Here is a 15,411-nt window from a genome sequence, read left to right as displayed (position 1 = left end):
GGCGGCGTGACAGGGACCTTGCTGCTGGCGGCGGCGCCGATCGGGCGGCCCGGGGACGCGTCGGAGCGGCTGCGCGCCGCGCTGGCGGACGCGCCGGTGATCGCGGCCGAGGACACCCGGCGGCTCCGCCGGCTGGCGGCCGACCTCGGCGTCGCCCTCGCCGCCCGGATCGTGTCGTACTACGACCAGAACGAGAGGGCCCGCGCGGAGGAGCTCCTCGGAGAGCTCCTCGCCGGGCGGGACGTCCTGGTGATCACCGATGCGGGGATGCCCGGGGTGTCCGATCCCGGGTACCGCCTGGTGCGGGCGGCCGTAGCCGCGGACGTGCCGGTGTCGGTGCTGCCGGGGCCGTCCGCCGTCACGACCGCGCTGGTGGTGTCGGGCCTGCCCACCGACCGGTTCTGCTTCGAGGGGTTCCCGCCGCGCAAGCCGGGGGAGCGGGCCCGCCGGCTGGACGCGCTGGCCCGCGAGCCCCGCACGATGGTGTTCTTCGAGGCGCCGCACCGGCTCGCCGCGACCCTCGCCGCGATGGCGGACGCGTTCGGGGCGGACCGTCCGGCCGCGGTGTGCCGGGAGCTGACCAAGACCTACGAGGAGGTCCGCCGCGGCCCGCTCGCCGGCCTCGCCGCCTGGGCGGAGGACGGCGTCCGGGGTGAGATCACCCTGGTGGTGGCCGGTGCACCGGAACCGGAGGGGCTCTCCGAGCCCGCCGACCTCGTCGCCGCCGTCGCGGCCCGGGAGGCCGCCGGAACCCCGAGGAAGCAGGCCATCTCCGAGGTCGCCAAGGAGAACGGCCTGCCGAAACGGGACGTCTACGACGCGGTCGTCGCCGCCACCCGTTAGCCGCCCAAACCGCGCCGCGATGGTGACGGTCATGGGACGACATGTGACCGGGTGCGATGCAACGCACACTTTGCGGGAACAAACCCCAAGAGGGAACCCGCGCGGAGCCATCATGGAAGAGGGCCCCGCGAGACGGACCGTACGGCGCGTGAATCGAGCGGGTGGCGTCGCGGGGGCGCCGCCGTGGGGGGTGAGGACCGTGCAGGACGTGTGGTCGACCCACGAGGCGTGGGTCTACGAGTGCGTGCACTGCGAGCACATCTGGAACGAGCAGTTCGAGGTCCGCCATTCCGACGACGGGCACAGCCATGACGGCGTCGCGTACGAGCGGCACGGGCAGCGCTGCATGACCCCCTGGAGCGACCATGTCTGCCCGCGCTGCGGCGCCCAGAACGTCAAGGCGGTGGCGGGCGCCTTCGGCAGGCACCCGATCGTCCCGGAGGCGCGGCGGGGCAACGAGCTGGAACTGGTGTTCCGGCTGCGCCGCCTGCACGCCTGGTAGCCCCCGCGAGCGGCCCGCGCGGGGCCCTACTTCGCGGCGACCTCGGGGATCCGCCGGGCGGCGGGCTCCACCGGCACGTCGGACGGCGCGCCCTCCCCGGTGTCCGGGCCGCGGAACCGGCCCCGCAGGCCGGCCAGGGACCGGCGCACCTCGGGGCTGAACGCCATCCCCGCGGCCAGCGCGGCCAGCGGGACCCCCGGCAGGACGTACCGGTAGTCGAACTCGGCGGTCGCGGCGGGCGCGAGCAGCAGGCCCGTCGCGAGCGTCCACGGCAGCAGCGCCGGGCCGCCGAGCCGCCGCCAGAGCGGCAGCAGCCCGCCGAGACCGATCAGCAGGATGATCCCGACCATCGTCCCGCGCAGGTAGAACACGTCCTGGTAGCCGCGGATCACCCCGGCGACCGGTTCGGCGACCCGGGTCTGCGCGTCGCCGTTCTCGTACTCCCTGGCCTCGCCGGACGCGGTGGCGTGCGCGCCCATCCGCCAGTCCGGCAGGGGGTTGCCCTCCTCGCGGAACTCGTACTGCGCGTACGTCGCCTCGTCCGGGAAGACGGTCCGCTCCCAGCGGAAGACGCGGAAGAAGTCGTGCGCGACGACCTGGAGGTAGTCGCCGGGCTGCGAGGTGATCGCGCGCTTGGCGAAGTCGTTGCCCAGCTTGTTGTTCTCCGGGCTGAACCGCTTGCCGGTGTAGCGGTTGAGCGGCGACCCCGCGTTCCAGATGCCGTCCTGCGAGTTCGGCAGCCGGTTCGCGGGCTCGGTGCACAGCGGGTACTCGCTGACCGGCAGGTCCTTCATCTTGTGGCAGTCGGCGAACTTGTAGACCCGGGCGTACAGGAAGATCCCGTTGCTCTCGGTGATCGCGAACTTGCCGCTGTCGACCTTGTACCAGCCCATGTAGGACAGGACGGGCAGCGCGCACGCGGCCATCGTGACCGCGAGGATCTTCCAGCCGCTGCGCCGGATCAGCAGGTAGGCCAGCACGCCGACCAGCACCGGCATGCCGACCGAGCGGGTCAGCCAGGCCATCCCGATGATCAGGCCGACCGCTGCCGCGATCTTCCAGGTCGGCCGGTCGTGCCACAGCAGCAGCGTGACCGCCGACATCACCAGGAACGTGAACATCGTGTCCGACAGGACGAGGTGCTCCAGCTGGATCTGGTAGGCGTCCAGCAGCACCGGCGCCGCAGCGAGCGCCGCGCCCCAGCCCGGCAGCCGGAACTTCCGCCGCAGCAGCGCGTAGATCATCACGCCCATGGCCAGGCCCATGAGGTGCTGGACGGCCGCGACGAGCGCGAAGCTGTGGAACGGCTTCAGCAGGATCAGCAGGAACGAGTAGCCGTCCGGCCGCAGCGGGTGCGGGAACGGGTCCATCGCGACGTGCAGGTAGTCGAAGCTGTCGTTGAAGAACATCACCGGCCGGTAGCCGGCCATCGCCAGGCCGCGCAGCACCGCCGCCATGACAATGATCACAGTGAACACGGGGTGCCGGCGGGCCAGTGCCCACAGCGCGGCGCCCCTCTCCCGGACCCGTGCGACGGCCGCCGCCCCGGACGTGTCGTCAGCCACTACCGAACCTCCCCTTTCGGTGCCCGGCACCCGTCCTGCTCCGGCACGCGTCACCGCGACCCTGCCTTTCCGGGCCGCAGTGCCCCTATGCTTGTCGTGCTCAGCCTGCCGCGCGCGACCGTGCCCGAGAGGGCGTTTCGGTTGCGAGTCCGCAACACGATACGGCGGCTCTTCTCGGGAGCGGCCGACATCGCCCGTCCCCGGCAGGCATCATGAGCTACGACGGGCCGGTCGGCGGAACACGACGAGAGTAGTGGAAAATACCGCAGACGGTCACCAGCAGTGACAAAGGAGATCGCGTGGAACTCTCCGTAGTGATGCCGTGCCTGAACGAGGCCGAGACGGTCGAGACCTGCGTCCGCAAGACCATCGGCTTCTTCGAGGAGAAGGGCATCGACGGCGAGGTCGTCATCGCCGACAACGGCAGCACCGACGGCAGCCAGCAGCTCGCCAGGGACGCCGGCGCGCGGGTCGTGCCGGTCGCCGACAAGGGCTACGGCAACGCGCTCATGGGCGGCATCCGCGCCGCGCGCGGCCGGTACGTGGCGATGGGCGACGCCGACGACTCCTACGACTTCACCACCCTCGGCCCGTTCCTGGACGAACTGCGCGACGGCGCCGACCTCGTGATGGGCAACCGGTTCAAGGGCGGGATCGCGCCGGGCGCGATGCCGCCGCTGCACCGCTACCTCGGCAACCCGGTGCTGAGCTTCGTGGGCCGGCTGTTCTTCGGCAGCAAGATCGGCGACTTCCACTGCGGGCTGCGGGCCTTCAACAAGGAGTCGATCCTGCGGCTCGGGCTGCAGACGGGCGGCATGGAGTTCGCGAGCGAGATGGTCGTGAAGGCGACCCTGCAGAAGTACGACATCCGCGAGGTCCCGACCACGCTGTCGCCGGACGGCCGGACGCGCGCCCCGCACCTGAACACCTGGCGCGACGGATGGCGTCATCTGCGCTTCCTCATGCTCTACAGCCCCCGCTGGCTCTTCCTGATCCCGGGTCTCGTCTTCATGACGCTCGGACTGGTCGCCGGGATCGCACTGTCGACCGGTCCGGTCACGGTCGGGAAGGTGGCGTTCGACGTCGACACCCTCGTCGGCGCCGGTGCCGCGCTCGTGATCGGCTTCCAGGCGGTGCTGTTCGCGCTGCTCACGAAGGTCTACGCGATGCAGGAGGGCTTCCTGCCGCACGACCGCAGGGTGCAGAAGATCATCGACTGGTGGAGCCTGGAGCGGGGCCTGCTGCTCGGCGGGCTGCTGGCCGCGGCCGGTCTCGCCGGCCTGGTCGCCTCGCTCATGCACTGGCGCGTGAACAGCTTCGGCGAGCTCGACCCCCGGCACTCGCTGCGCATGGTCGTCCCGGCGGCGACCGCGCTGGTGATGAGCTTCCAGGCGATCTTCGCGTCGCTGTTCGTCAGCATCCTCGGCATCCGCCGCCGCCAGCACCCGCCGATCACGGACGTGGCGGAGGAGGCCGCGGGCGTCGTCGACGCGGCCGCCGAGAAGGTCGCGGACGAGCGCAAGGCGCAGGCCGCCGAGGCCGCCGACAAGGACGCGGCGGCGGTCGGCACCGACTGATCCCGTCCAGACGGAGCGAGCCCGGACCCGCGGAGGGTCCGGGCTCATCTGCTTTCCGGGCTCGTGTCCTCCGGGCCTGGCCGCTTGCCGGGCCCATCCGCTTCGCGGGTCGGGACCCGCCTTCCGGATCAGGCCCCGCCTTCCGGGTCAGACCGGCGTGGTGGACGACTCCGGGGCCGGCGACGGAGCCGTGGCCGCGGGCGTCCGCCGCTCCCACGGCATCGCCAGCACCAGCCACGGGATGACGAGGATCGAGGCCCGCGACCACCAGGAGTGCATCGTCCACCAGGTGCTCTCGTCGAACTGCGTGAGCAGCAGGTAGCCGCTGCCCGCCCACAGGGCCGCCGCCGTGATGGCCCCGGTCGCCCAGCGCGTCGGGCGCGCCACCAGGAACGGCATGAACCACATCAGGTACTGGGCCCCCATCCGGGGCGTGACGACGAGGAACGCCAGCAGCATCGCCGTCGTCATGTCGACCTTGTCGGCGCGCCGCCACAGCCACGCCACGACGCCCAGCGTCGTGTAGAGGATGATCTGCCCGATCCGCGAGTACGCGGGCACGAGCGCCCAGTCGCCACCGGTCAGCAGGGCCGTCCAGCCCCATTCCCCGACGATGGGCCGGACGCCGCCGAGGTAGCCGAACACGTTCGTGATGGCCTCCCAGTCGGTGTCCACGACCAGCGGCAGCGTGACGAGGAACGCCAGCGGCACCGCGCCGGCGGCGACGAGGCCGTAGAACCGGACGCGCCACCCCGGCAGCATCGCCAGGACGACGGGGAGCAGGATGATGGGCCAGCTCTTCGCCGACAGCGCCAGCCCGAACAGCGCGCCCGCCGCCACGGCGGACCCCGCCGCGCGGCGGCCGGTCTCCTCCGCGGCCTTCCGCGCCACCAGGTAGGCGGCGACGAGGAAGACGAGGGAGATCGGCTCGACCTGGGCGTGGATCACCGCGACCATCAGCGCGACCGGGTTGCACGCGTACTGGAAGCGGCGCAGCGCCGCGGTGCGCGGCCCGGCGAGCCGCCCCACCAGGGCGACCAGCACCAGGTCGGCGAGGACCGTCCAGATGCGCCCGGCGATCTCCCACGGCAGGCCGACCGCGAGGCCGAGCGCGTAGAAGTAGGGGACGAACGGCAGGAAGTGCCAGGACCCGTTCGTGCTCAGCACGGGGTCGCGGCCGTCCAGGATCGCCTCGCCGGCGGGCTGGAAGCCCTGTTCGAAGTCGACGGGCTGCCAGCCGCTGCCCGCCGCGATGATCAGCAGGACCGCCCGGAAGCCGAGGGCGACGGCGAGCGTCACGGCCGGCGACGGCCGCCAGTGGCGGCGCTGGGCCAGCACGGCGAGCGCGAGACCGCACGCGAGCAGCAGGGCGGCGAAGGGTGAGTGGTCCATCGGCACAGATCATGCCAGGGTGGGAGCCCTGCCGCGTGATGGCCCGGGTAATGGATGCGCTCGGGGGAGGCCGGGGCCTCTACCCTTGAGGGCATGTCCTCGTCGAGCCGACACATCCTGACCGCGCCCGCCTGGCCGTACGCCAACGGGCCCCGCCATATCGGGCACGTCTCCGGGTTCGCGCTGCCCGCCGACATGTTCAGCCGCTACCAGCGGATGGCGGGCAACCAGGTCCTGATGGTCAGCGGCACCGACGAGCACGGCACGCCCATCCAGGTGCAGGCCGACAAGGAGGGCCTGACGGCCCGCGAGCTGGCCGACCGCTACAACCGCGTCATCGCGGAGGACCTGCACGGCCTCGGCATGTCGTACGACCTGTTCACCCGGACGACGACGCGCAACCACTACGCGGTCGTCCAGGAGATCTTCAAGGGCCTGTACGACAACGGCTACATCTTCCCCAAGACGACGATGGGCGCGATCTCGCCGTCCACCGGCCGGACCCTCCCCGACCGCTACATCGAGGGCACCTGCCCCATCTGCGGATACGACGGGGCGCGCGGCGACCAGTGCGACAACTGCGGCAACCAGCTCGACCCGGTCGAGCTGGTCAACCCGGTATCACGGATCAACGGCGAGACGCCGAAGTTCGTCGAGACCGAGCACTTCATGCTCGACCTGCCCGCGTTCACCGAGGTCCTCGGCCGGTACCTGCGCGGCAGGCAGGGCGAGTGGCGGCCGAACGTGGTGAAGTTCGCGCTGAACCTGCTGGACGACATGCAGCCCCGCGCGATCAGCCGCGACCTCGACTGGGGCGTCCCGATCCCGCTCGACGGGTGGCGCGACAACCCGGCGAAGAAGCTGTACGTGTGGTTCGACGCGGTCGTCGGCTACTTCTCCGCGTCCGTGGAGTGGGCCCGCCGGTCGGGCGACCCGGAGGCGTGGCGCGCCTGGTGGCAGGACCCGGACGCCCTGTCGTACTACTTCATGGGCAAGGACAACATCGTCTTCCACGCCGAGATCTGGCCGGCGATGCTGCTGGGCTACAGCGGCCAGGGCGACAAGGGCGGGACGCCCGGCTCGCTGGGCGCGCTGAACACCCCGACCGAGGTCGTGTCGTCGGAGTTCCTGACGATGGAGGGCAGGAAGTTCTCCTCGTCCCGCAACGTCGTCATCTACGTGAAGGACTTCCTGGAGCGCTACGACGTCGACGCGCTGCGGTACTACGTCGCGGTCGCCGGGCCGGAGAACCAGGACACCGACTTCACCTGGTCGGAGTTCGTCCGCCGCAACAACGACGAGCTCGTCGCCGCGTGGGGCAACCTCGTCAACCGGTCGGTGAACATGGCCGCGAAGAACTACGGCGCGATCCCGGAGCCGGGCGACCTCACCGACGCCGACCGCGCCCTCATGGAGCGCAGCCGGAACGCGTTCGCGGCCGTCGGCGCGGAGCTCGGCCGGTCCCGCTTCAAGAACGCGACGACCGAGGCGCTCGACGTCGTCCGGGACGCGAACCGGTACCTGTCGGACCAGGCCCCCTGGAAGCTGAAGGACGACCCCGACCGCGTCCGCTCGATCCTCTACACCGCGCTCCAGGTCGTGGACGACGCGAAGACGCTCCTCACCCCGTTCCTGCCGAACTCCTCGCAGAAGGTGTACGAGATGCTCGGCGGCGAGGGCGTGTGGAGCGGCATGCCGGAGATCCAGGAGGTCTCGGAGGACGGCGGCCCCGACTACAGCGTCCTGACCGGCGACTACGACACCCGGGCGCGCTGGGAGTCGGCGCCGATCCGGCCGGGCGTCCCGCTCGCCAAGCCGACGCCGCTGTTCAAGAAGCTCGACACCTCGGTCGTGGACGAGGAGCTCGCCCGCCTGGAGCGGCCGTGAGCGGCGTGGCGCCGCGCGCGTTCCCGTCGCTGCCGGACCGGCTGCCCGTCGACGTCTTCGACAGCCACTGCCATCTCGACATCGTCGAGACGCCCGTCGACGAGCAGCTCCGTTCCGCGAAGGCGGCGGGGATCGCCCGGATCGTCACGATCGGCACCGATCTGCCGTCGTCGCGCGTCGCGGTGGAGACCGCCTCCGAGTTCGACGACGTGTACGCGGGCGTCGCGATCCACCCGAACGACACGACGGGGATCTCCGACGCCGTCCTGGACGACGTCGAGGCCCTCGCCGCCCACCCGAAGGTCGTCGCGATCGGGGAGACCGGGCTCGACTACTACCGCGACTGGGCGCCGAAGAGCGACCAGCACCGCTCGTTCCGCGCCCATGTCGGCATCGCGAAGCGCACCGGGAAGGCCCTGGTCATCCACGACCGCGAGGCGCACGACGACGTCCTCGCGATCCTGCTGGAGGAGGGCGCGCCGGAGAAGGTCGTCTTCCACTGCTTCTCCGGCGACGCGGCGATGGCGGAGGTCTGCGCCGAACGCGGCTACGCGATGAGCTTCGCCGGGAACGTCACGTTCAAGAACGCCGAGCCCCTCCGCGAGGCCCTCCGCGCCGCGCCCCTCGACCTGGTCCTGGTCGAGACGGACGCGCCGTTCCTCACCCCCGTCCCGCACCGGGGCAAGCCGAACGCGTCCTACCTGATCCCGTACACCGTGCGCGCGATGGCGGACATCAAGGGCGTGGACGTCGCCGACCTCTGCACGGCGATCGCCGAGAACGGCAAACGCCTCTTCGGCCCCTGGTGAGCGACCGCCTCAGTCGCCGAGGCGGTGCTGGAGAAAGGCGATGACGAGCGCGGCGTCCCGCAGCGGGGGCGCTGCGCCGGGCTCAACCCGCAGCACCCACGACCGCCCCCGGGACGCCATGGTCGCCGCGAACCCGCCGTCGGCGTCTCGGACCTCCAGTACCCCGGCTCGCGCCCCGGCACCACGCCGGCCAGGCCGGTCAATGCGTCCGGCCGGCCGGATATTTCGGGCCGTCCGGAGGGAGCAGTTCGTACACGCGGGGATGCGGGCTCGTTCGCCGGATCAGGAGCCGCTTCGCCCCCGACGTGTCCGTCAGCACGTAGTCGGGTTCGAACGTCCGGCGGATGTCGAGGTCCACGAGCAGGAACGGCTCGCCGGACGGCCCGTACAACGTGGAGCCAACGCAATAGTTGGTGCGCACTTCGCATTTCGGAAACCACCCTTGGTGACATGGATCGCATGACATGCTCGGGGGCATGAGCGGCGACACCGTAGTCGAGGGGCGGTCCGGGCATCGTGCCCGGCTTTGGTTGTCGCCCGGCCAGGTCGCCGTGCTGGACGCCCAAGCGCACGCAGCGAGGGCGATGTGGAACCTGCTGCACGAGTGGTGGACGATGATGCCGCAGGGGCACCGTTCCCTCCAGGCCGCCGATGCGGCAATCCGTCAGGCCCGCAAGGAGGTCGACTGGCTGGCCGTGCTGCCCGCGCAGGCTGCCCAATCGGTGCTGAAGACCTATCACCGGGCGTGGATCAACTGCTGGGAAGGCCGCGCCGGCGCGCCGAACTTCAAGACCCGGTTTCGGTCGGCCATGGCGGTGGACATCCCGCAAGGCGGCCACCTGCACGTCAAGCGGGTGCATCGCCGGTGGGGGATGGTGAACATCCCCAAGCTCGGGCGGGTCAGGTTCCGCTGGACCAAGAACCTCCCCGTCGGCAAGCGGGCGAACGAGCAGAATCGGATCACCGGGGCGCGGCTGGTCAAGGACCCGCTGGGCTGGCATATCGCCTTCCGGATCCAGACCCTGGAACCACAGCCTGCGCCGCACCCCGGGCCCGAGGTCGGGATCGACGCCGGGGTGACCATCCCGCTCGCCCTGTCGGACGGCAACCACCAGGATCACGGCCGTCCGGCCCGGCTCCCGGACGGGAAGGCCGACCGGGACAAGTGGCTGAACGCTGACGAGAAGGCCACGCTGCTGCGGCTGGAACGCCGGGCCGCGCACCGCAAGAGCTTCCGCAAGCCCGGGGAGAGGACCTCCAACCGGCTGCGGCGAACGTATGACCAGATCGCGAGCCTTCGTGCGAGAGCCAAGCGCAGGGCGACCGACTGGCAGCACAAGACCACCACAGCCCTCGCCCGCACCTACGGCGTAATCGTGGTGGAGCAGTTGAACATCGAGAACATGGTCAGATCCGCCCGCGGAACCATCGACGAGCCGGGCAAGAACGTCGCGGCCAAGGCAGGGCTGAACCGCTCCATCAGCCAAGAGGCCTGGGGCCGCACGGCGGCAATGCTGGCCTACAAGACCGCCCAGCGCGGCGGCCGGCTGCACAAGGTACCCGCTCCTGGCACTTCCCTGGCCTGCCACGCCTGCGGGGTGACCACGCCGGGCAGCCGACAGGATCAGGCCAGGTTCGTGTGCAAGAACACCGTGTGCGGCTGGGACGGCAACGCCGACCTCAACGCCGCCCGCAACGTCTTGCACCTGTACCGGACGGGCCACGCGCTCGTCCCGGCTGCCGGAGGGGCAGTCGCAAGGCACGCCAGACGCGTCAAGCCGACCACCGCAAGGTAGGCCGGAATCTCCCGCGGTTCACGCGGGAGAGCACTTCAACAGTTCTCCATGCAGACACTGGCGTGTGTGGGGGGTCGTCCCCCCTCGGGCCGGTTCCGGCTGAGACAATCGGGTCCGTGGGGGACTCCAAGGGGCTGCTCGGGCCGGCCGACGTGCGCGAACTCGCGGCGCGGCTCGGCGTCCGGCCGACGAAGGCGCTCGGGCAGAACTTCGTCATCGACGCGAACACCGTCCGGCGGATCGTCCGGTCCGCCGGCCTCGCACCCGACGACGTCGTCATCGAGGTCGGCCCGGGGCTCGGCTCCCTCACCCTGGCGCTGCTGCCGGAGGCGCGGCGGGTCGTCGCGGTCGAGATCGACCCGGTGCTCGCCGCCGAACTGCCCGCCACGGCCGCCGCGCGCGAGCCCGACCTGGCGGGGCGCCTGGAGGTCGTCCACGCCGACGCGATGCGGATCACGGACGTGCCGGGCCCGGCGCCGACGGCCCTCGTCGCGAACCTGCCCTACAACGTCGCCGTCCCCGTCGTCCTGAACCTGCTCGCCGCGCTGCCGTCGCTGCGGACGGCGCTCGTCATGGTGCAGGCCGAGGTCGCCGACCGGATGACCGCCGCGCCCGGCTCGAAGATCTACGGGGTGCCGTCGGTGAAGCTCGCCTGGTACGGCGACGCCCGCCGGGCCGGTCCCGTCGGACGCGCCGTGTTCTGGCCCGCCCCGAACGTCGACTCCGGTCTCGTCGCGTTCACCCGCCGCGAACCGCCCGCCACCTCCGCGACGAGGGAGGCGGTGTTCGCCGTCGTGGACGCCGCGTTCGCGCAGCGCCGCAAGACGCTGCGCGCCGCGCTGGCAGGCTGGGCCGGGTCGGCTCCGGAGGCCGAGAACGCCCTCCGCACGGCGGGCGTCGACCCGCGCGCCAGAGGCGAAGCCCTCGACGTGGCCGCCTTCGCGCGCATCGCCGAGTATGGTCGGGCAGGCCGAGGGCGATGATCCCCGGCGGCCGCGCGCGGCGGCCGCCTCCCCACTCCCGACGATTGCGGAAATCCCGAAGATGCGGAGAACGATGCTGAAGGCGCGTGCGCGGACGGTGCGGCCCGGCAGGGCACCGATCGTCACGGTGGCGCTGCTCGCGGCCGGGGCGCTGGTCGCCGTGGCGACGGCCGCGGCGGGCTGCGGCAGCGGCGCGGGCGCCACACCGAAGATCACCACGACGGCCCGCGCGGGCGTGGCGCCGACCCCGCCCGTCCAGGGCGCCTACTTCGGCGCCTGGGTGCCGCCGGCGGACGCCCCGCGCGAGGACGGGCCGGCGGAGAGCCCGTCGGCGAGCCCCTCCGGCGGCCGGGACGGCGAGGAGGCCGGCAGGCCCGGCATGGCGCCGCTCACCGCCTTCGAGGGCGAGCTCGGACGGCGCCTCGACATCGCGCAGAGCTACCGGGGCTGGAAGTCGTCGTTCCCGTCCCGGTTCGACGCGTCCGTCCTCGCGAGCGACCGGTACCTGCTGCTGACCTGGGCGGGTGCCGATACCGAGGAGATCGTCCGGGGCGCCCACGACGGCCTGATCCGGGAGCGGGCACGCGCGATCAAGGCCACCGGCAAGCCGGTGTTCCTGCGCTGGTCCCGCGACATGGACAAGGAGAGCCAGGAAAAGCGCGTCCACTCCCCGGCCGCGTTCGTCGCCGCCTGGAAGCACATGCGCGCGATCTTCAAGGCGGAGCGGGTCGACAACGTCGCGTGGGTCTGGTGCCCCAGCGCCGGCGGCTTCGGCTCCCGCAACGCCCCCGCCTACTACCCGGGCGACGGCGAGGTCGACTGGATCTGCGCCGACGCCCAGCCCGGCGGCAACTACGACTACCGTGACCTGTCCGAGGCGATGAAGCTGTTCCTGGAATGGGCCCGGGAACGCCCCAAGCCCATCATGATCGCCGAGTTCGGCGTCCCGAAGTCCTACGACCGCCGCCGCGCCGAATGGCTCCGCGCCGCCGCCCGGACCCTCCAGGACCCGCAGGTGAAGGCCGTCGTCTACTTCAACTCCGACGAACAGGCCGAGGAGCCCCGCGACAAGCGCCGCATGTACGCGGTGACGGGCGACGCGCAGGCGGTCTCCGCCCTCCGCGAGTTCGCCACCACCCCGTACTTCAACCCCCGCAACCTGCCGGTGACGAGCGGCTGACCGGCCTCCGGGGGGCGCCGCCCGGAGCGGTGCCGGACCTGCCCTAGGGTTGCTGCACGTGACTTCCGCAGTGAGCGTTCGCGTCCCCGCCAAGGTCAATCTGCAGCTCGCGGTGGGGCCGCTGCGCGGCGACGGGTACCACGACCTCGTCAACGTGTTCCACGCCGTGTCGCTGTTCGACGAGGTGACCGCCGCGCCCGCCGACCGGCTGGAGATCACCGTCCGGGCGGCGCCGCGGTCCCGCGTCGACATCGGCGGCGTCCCCGTGGGCGACGGCAACCTCGCGGCCCGCGCCGCGCGGCTCGTCGCGGCGCGGCTGGGCGTCGAACCGCACGTGTCGCTGTTGATCCGGAAGGCGATCCCCGTCGCGGGCGGCATGGCGGGCGGCAGCGCCGACGCCGCCGCCGCGCTCGTCGCCTGCGCCCGGCTCTGGGACGACCGGGACGCCCCCGCCCTCACCCGCGACGACCTCCTCGCCCTCGGCGCCGAGCTCGGCAGCGACGTCCCGTTCGCGCTGCTCGGCGGGACCGCGGTCGGCGTCGGGCGCGGCGAGCGGCTCACTCCGGCGCTCGCGCGCGGCCCGTTCCACTGGGTGTTCGCGACGGCCGACGGGGGCCTGTCCACGCCCGCCGTCTACGGCGAGTGCGACCGGCTCCGCGACGCGGCGGGGGAGCCCGCCCCCGACCCGGCGGTGTCGGACGCGCTGATGGCGGCGCTGGCGACCGGCGACGCGAAGGCCCTCGGCGCGGCCCTCGCGAACGACCTGCAGCCCGCCGCGCTGTCGCTGCGCCCGTCCCTGGCCCGGACGCTCGCCGCCGGCCGGGACGCGGGCGCGCTCGGCGCCCTCGTGTCGGGCTCCGGGCCGACCTGCGCGTTCCTCGCGGGCTCCGGGGAGGACGCCGACGACGTCGCGGCGGCCCTGGACGCGGCGGACGTCGCGGCGCAGGTCCTCCGGGCCACCGGGCCGGTCCCGGGCGCGACCCCGCTCTGATCTCCCGCGCATTCCCGGGCGGACGGGGCGGCGGCCGTCCGGGCGGTGTCCGAGGTGTTCACGGGTGGCCCTAACCTTGGAGGCGTCGTGAACCTGATCAATGTTGAGAACGTCACCAAGGCCTACGGCCCGAAGCCGCTCCTCGACGCGGTGTCCCTCGGGATCGACGAGGGCGACCGCGTCGGCGTCGTCGGCCGCAACGGCGGTGGCAAGAGCACGCTCGCGTCCCTCCTCGCCCGCCGCACCGAACCCGACGGCGGACGGGTCACGCACGCCCGCGGCGTCCGGCTCGGCCACCTGACCCAGCGCGACGAGTTCCCCCCGGACGCCACCGTCCGGTCCGTCGTGATCGGCGACCGGCCCGAACACGAATGGGCGGGCGACACGCGCGTCCGCGACGTCCTCGCGGGGCTGCTCGGCGACCTCGACCTCGACGCGCCCATCGAGGGCATGTCCGGCGGCGAGCGGCGCCGCGTCGCGCTCGCGTGCCTCCTCGTCCCCGAGTCCGACCTCCTGATCCTGGACGAGCCCACCAACCACCTCGACATCGAGGCCATCGACTGGCTCGCCCGCCACCTGCGGGGCCGCCGCGTCGCGCTCCTCGTCGTCACCCACGACCGCTGGTTCCTCGACGAGGTCACCGACCGCACCTGGGAGGTCGTGGACGGCCGCGTCGAACGCTACGAGGGCGGCTACTCCGCCTACGTCCTCGCGAAGGCCGAACGCGCCCGGATCGCCGCCGCGACCGAGGCGAAGCGCCAGAACCTCCTGCGCAAGGAACTCGCCTGGCTGCGCCGCGGCCCCCAGGCCCGCACGTCCAAGCCCAAGTTCCGCGTCGACGCCGCCCAGGCCCTGATCGCGGACGAGCCGCCGCTGCGCGACTCCGTCGAACTGACCCGGTTCGCCGCGGCGCGCCTCGGCAAGACCGTCTACGACATCGAGGACGTCACCGTCGAGGTCGGCGGCCGCGCCCTGTTCGAGCGCATGACCTGGCGGATCGGCCCCGGCGACCGCGTCGGCCTGGTGGGCGTCAACGGCAGCGGCAAGAGCACCCTGCTCCGCCTCCTCGACGGCACCGTCGGCGCCGTGTCGGGCGAGGTCGTCCAGGGCAGGACGGTCCAGCTCGCGCACCTGTCGCAGAACCTGGAGGAACTCGACCCCGCCCGCCGGGTCCTGGAGTCGGTGGAGGAGATCCAGCGCCGCATCACCGTCGGCAAGCGCGAGTGGACCGCGAGCCAGCTCCTCGAACGCCTCGGCTTCGCCGGCGACCGGCAGTGGACGCCGGTCGGCGACCTGTCCGGCGGCGAGCGCCGCCGCCTCCAGATGCTCCGCCTCCTCATGGGCGAACCCAACGTCATGCTCCTCGACGAGCCCACCAACGACCTCGACATCGAGACCCTCACCGAACTGGAAGACCTCCTCGACGGCTGGCCCGGAACCCTCATCGTCGTCAGCCACGACCGGTACTTCCTGGAGCGCATCACCGACAACGTCGTCGCCCTCCTCGGCGACGGCAAGGTCACCCACCTGCCGCGCGGCGTCGACGAGTACCTCGAGCGCCGCGCCGCGGGTACCGCGTCCATCCGCGCCGCCGCCGCGCCCACGCGCGGCTCCGCGGCGGCGCGACCGGCGGCACCCGCCGCCAAACCCAAGGGCGGCCAGGACTGGAAGGCCCGCAAGGAACTCGACCGCCTCGAACGCCGCCTGGAGAAGCTCGCCGCGCAGCAGGCCGAACTGCACGAGCGGCTCGCCGAGCACGCCACCGACTACGGGCGGCTGCAGGAGCTGGACGGGCGCCTCAGGGAACTCCAGGCGGAGGCCGCCGAGGTCGAGGAGCAGTGGCTGATGCTCGCCGAGGACGTGGACTGACCACCCGCCGGGACCGG

General features: G+C 72.5%; 13 protein-coding genes. 10 read left to right on the top strand and 3 right to left on the bottom strand.

What is annotated here, in order from left to right; genetic code table 11:
• Window positions 1–6: 6 nt before the first annotated feature.
• Entirely contained in the window at window positions 7–843 is an 837-nt protein-coding gene (rsmI, locus tag IE99_RS0107220) for a 16S rRNA (cytidine(1402)-2'-O)-methyltransferase (RefSeq protein ID WP_030165534.1), read from the top strand.
• Between the two features lie 148 nt (window positions 844–991).
• Complete coding sequence (locus IE99_RS28930) at window positions 992–1,345, top strand: hypothetical protein (RefSeq protein ID WP_157610109.1); 354 nt, start codon at window positions 992–994, stop codon at window positions 1,343–1,345.
• Between the two features lie 26 nt (window positions 1,346–1,371).
• Here IE99_RS28930 and IE99_RS0107210 read toward each other — a convergent pair whose 3' ends face one another.
• Entirely contained in the window at window positions 1,372–2,910 is a 1,539-nt protein-coding gene (locus IE99_RS0107210) for a glycosyltransferase family 39 protein (protein WP_245623093.1), read from the bottom strand.
• Between the two features lie 299 nt (window positions 2,911–3,209).
• On the opposite strand from IE99_RS0107210, the gene IE99_RS0107205 reads away from it, so the two are divergent.
• The gene (locus tag IE99_RS0107205; RefSeq protein WP_030165529.1) at window positions 3,210–4,487 is read left to right on the top strand and encodes a glycosyltransferase family 2 protein; all 1,278 of its coding nucleotides are present in this window, start codon (window positions 3,210–3,212) and stop codon (window positions 4,485–4,487) included.
• A gap of 147 nt (window positions 4,488–4,634) precedes the next feature.
• Here IE99_RS0107205 and IE99_RS0107200 read toward each other — a convergent pair whose 3' ends face one another.
• Window positions 4,635–5,879 carry a glycosyltransferase 87 family protein gene (locus IE99_RS0107200; protein WP_030165526.1) on the bottom strand — a complete coding sequence of 415 codons (1,245 nt, stop codon included), beginning with the start codon at window positions 5,877–5,879 and terminating at the stop codon, window positions 4,635–4,637.
• 93 nt (window positions 5,880–5,972) lie between these two features.
• Between IE99_RS0107200 and metG the strand changes: the two genes are divergently transcribed.
• Both metG and IE99_RS0107190 read left to right on the top strand, forming a co-directional pair.
• Window positions 5,973–7,766, top strand: a complete 1,794-nt coding sequence (metG, locus tag IE99_RS0107195) for a methionine--tRNA ligase (protein ID WP_030165522.1) — start codon at window positions 5,973–5,975, stop codon at window positions 7,764–7,766.
• 5 nt (window positions 7,767–7,771) lie between these two features.
• Window positions 7,772–8,575, top strand: coding sequence for a TatD family hydrolase (locus IE99_RS0107190; protein ID WP_030165519.1), 804 nt, complete (start codon window positions 7,772–7,774; stop codon window positions 8,573–8,575).
• Between the two features lie 199 nt (window positions 8,576–8,774).
• On the opposite strand, the gene IE99_RS0107180 is transcribed toward IE99_RS0107190, so the two are convergent.
• Complete coding sequence (locus tag IE99_RS0107180; protein WP_157610107.1) at window positions 8,775–8,996, bottom strand: hypothetical protein; 222 nt, start codon at window positions 8,994–8,996, stop codon at window positions 8,775–8,777.
• 55 nt (window positions 8,997–9,051) lie between these two features.
• Here IE99_RS0107180 and IE99_RS0107175 point away from each other — a divergent pair, with 55 nt between their 5' ends.
• The 5 genes from IE99_RS0107175 to IE99_RS0107155 all read left to right on the top strand — a co-directional run bounded on the left by IE99_RS0107175 (window position 9,052) and on the right by IE99_RS0107155 (window position 15,394).
• Window positions 9,052–10,371: an RNA-guided endonuclease InsQ/TnpB family protein gene (locus IE99_RS0107175; protein ID WP_030165505.1), complete on the top strand. Its 1,320-nt coding sequence runs from the start codon at window positions 9,052–9,054 to the stop codon at window positions 10,369–10,371.
• A 116-nt stretch (window positions 10,372–10,487) separates the two neighbouring features.
• The gene (gene rsmA / locus IE99_RS0107170; protein WP_030165503.1) at window positions 10,488–11,354 is read left to right on the top strand and encodes a 16S rRNA (adenine(1518)-N(6)/adenine(1519)-N(6))-dimethyltransferase RsmA; all 867 of its coding nucleotides are present in this window, start codon (window positions 10,488–10,490) and stop codon (window positions 11,352–11,354) included.
• A 73-nt stretch (window positions 11,355–11,427) separates the two neighbouring features.
• Window positions 11,428–12,534 (top strand): glycoside hydrolase family 26 protein, encoded by a 1,107-nt coding sequence (locus IE99_RS0107165; protein ID WP_051712160.1) that lies wholly within the window; start codon window positions 11,428–11,430, stop codon window positions 12,532–12,534.
• A gap of 52 nt (window positions 12,535–12,586) precedes the next feature.
• On the top strand, window positions 12,587–13,525 hold the full coding sequence (locus IE99_RS0107160; RefSeq protein WP_245623112.1) for a 4-(cytidine 5'-diphospho)-2-C-methyl-D-erythritol kinase: 939 nt from the start codon (window positions 12,587–12,589) through the stop codon (window positions 13,523–13,525).
• 87 nt (window positions 13,526–13,612) lie between these two features.
• On the top strand, window positions 13,613–15,394 hold the full coding sequence (locus IE99_RS0107155) for an ABC-F family ATP-binding cassette domain-containing protein (protein ID WP_030165498.1): 1,782 nt from the start codon (window positions 13,613–13,615) through the stop codon (window positions 15,392–15,394).
• Window positions 15,395–15,411: the final 17 nt, after the last annotated feature.

The organism is Spirillospora albida, assembly GCF_000718255.1.
Taxonomy (GTDB): Bacteria; Actinomycetota; Actinomycetes; order Streptosporangiales; family Streptosporangiaceae; genus Spirillospora; species Spirillospora albida.
The sequence above is the reverse complement of the archived record's forward strand: the minus strand, read 5'-3'. Positions and strand labels throughout refer to the sequence as shown.

Coding starts and splice junctions, on each gene's coding strand:
- IE99_RS0107200 (WP_030165526.1), bottom strand. CDS start 5,879: ATGGACCACTCACCCTTCGCCGCCCTGCTGCTCGCGTGCGGTCTCGCG.
- metG (WP_030165522.1), top strand. CDS start 5,973: ATGTCCTCGTCGAGCCGACACATCCTGACCGCGCCCGCCTGGCCGTAC.
- IE99_RS0107175 (WP_030165505.1), top strand. CDS start 9,052: ATGAGCGGCGACACCGTAGTCGAGGGGCGGTCCGGGCATCGTGCCCGG.
- IE99_RS0107165 (WP_051712160.1), top strand. CDS start 11,428: ATGCTGAAGGCGCGTGCGCGGACGGTGCGGCCCGGCAGGGCACCGATC.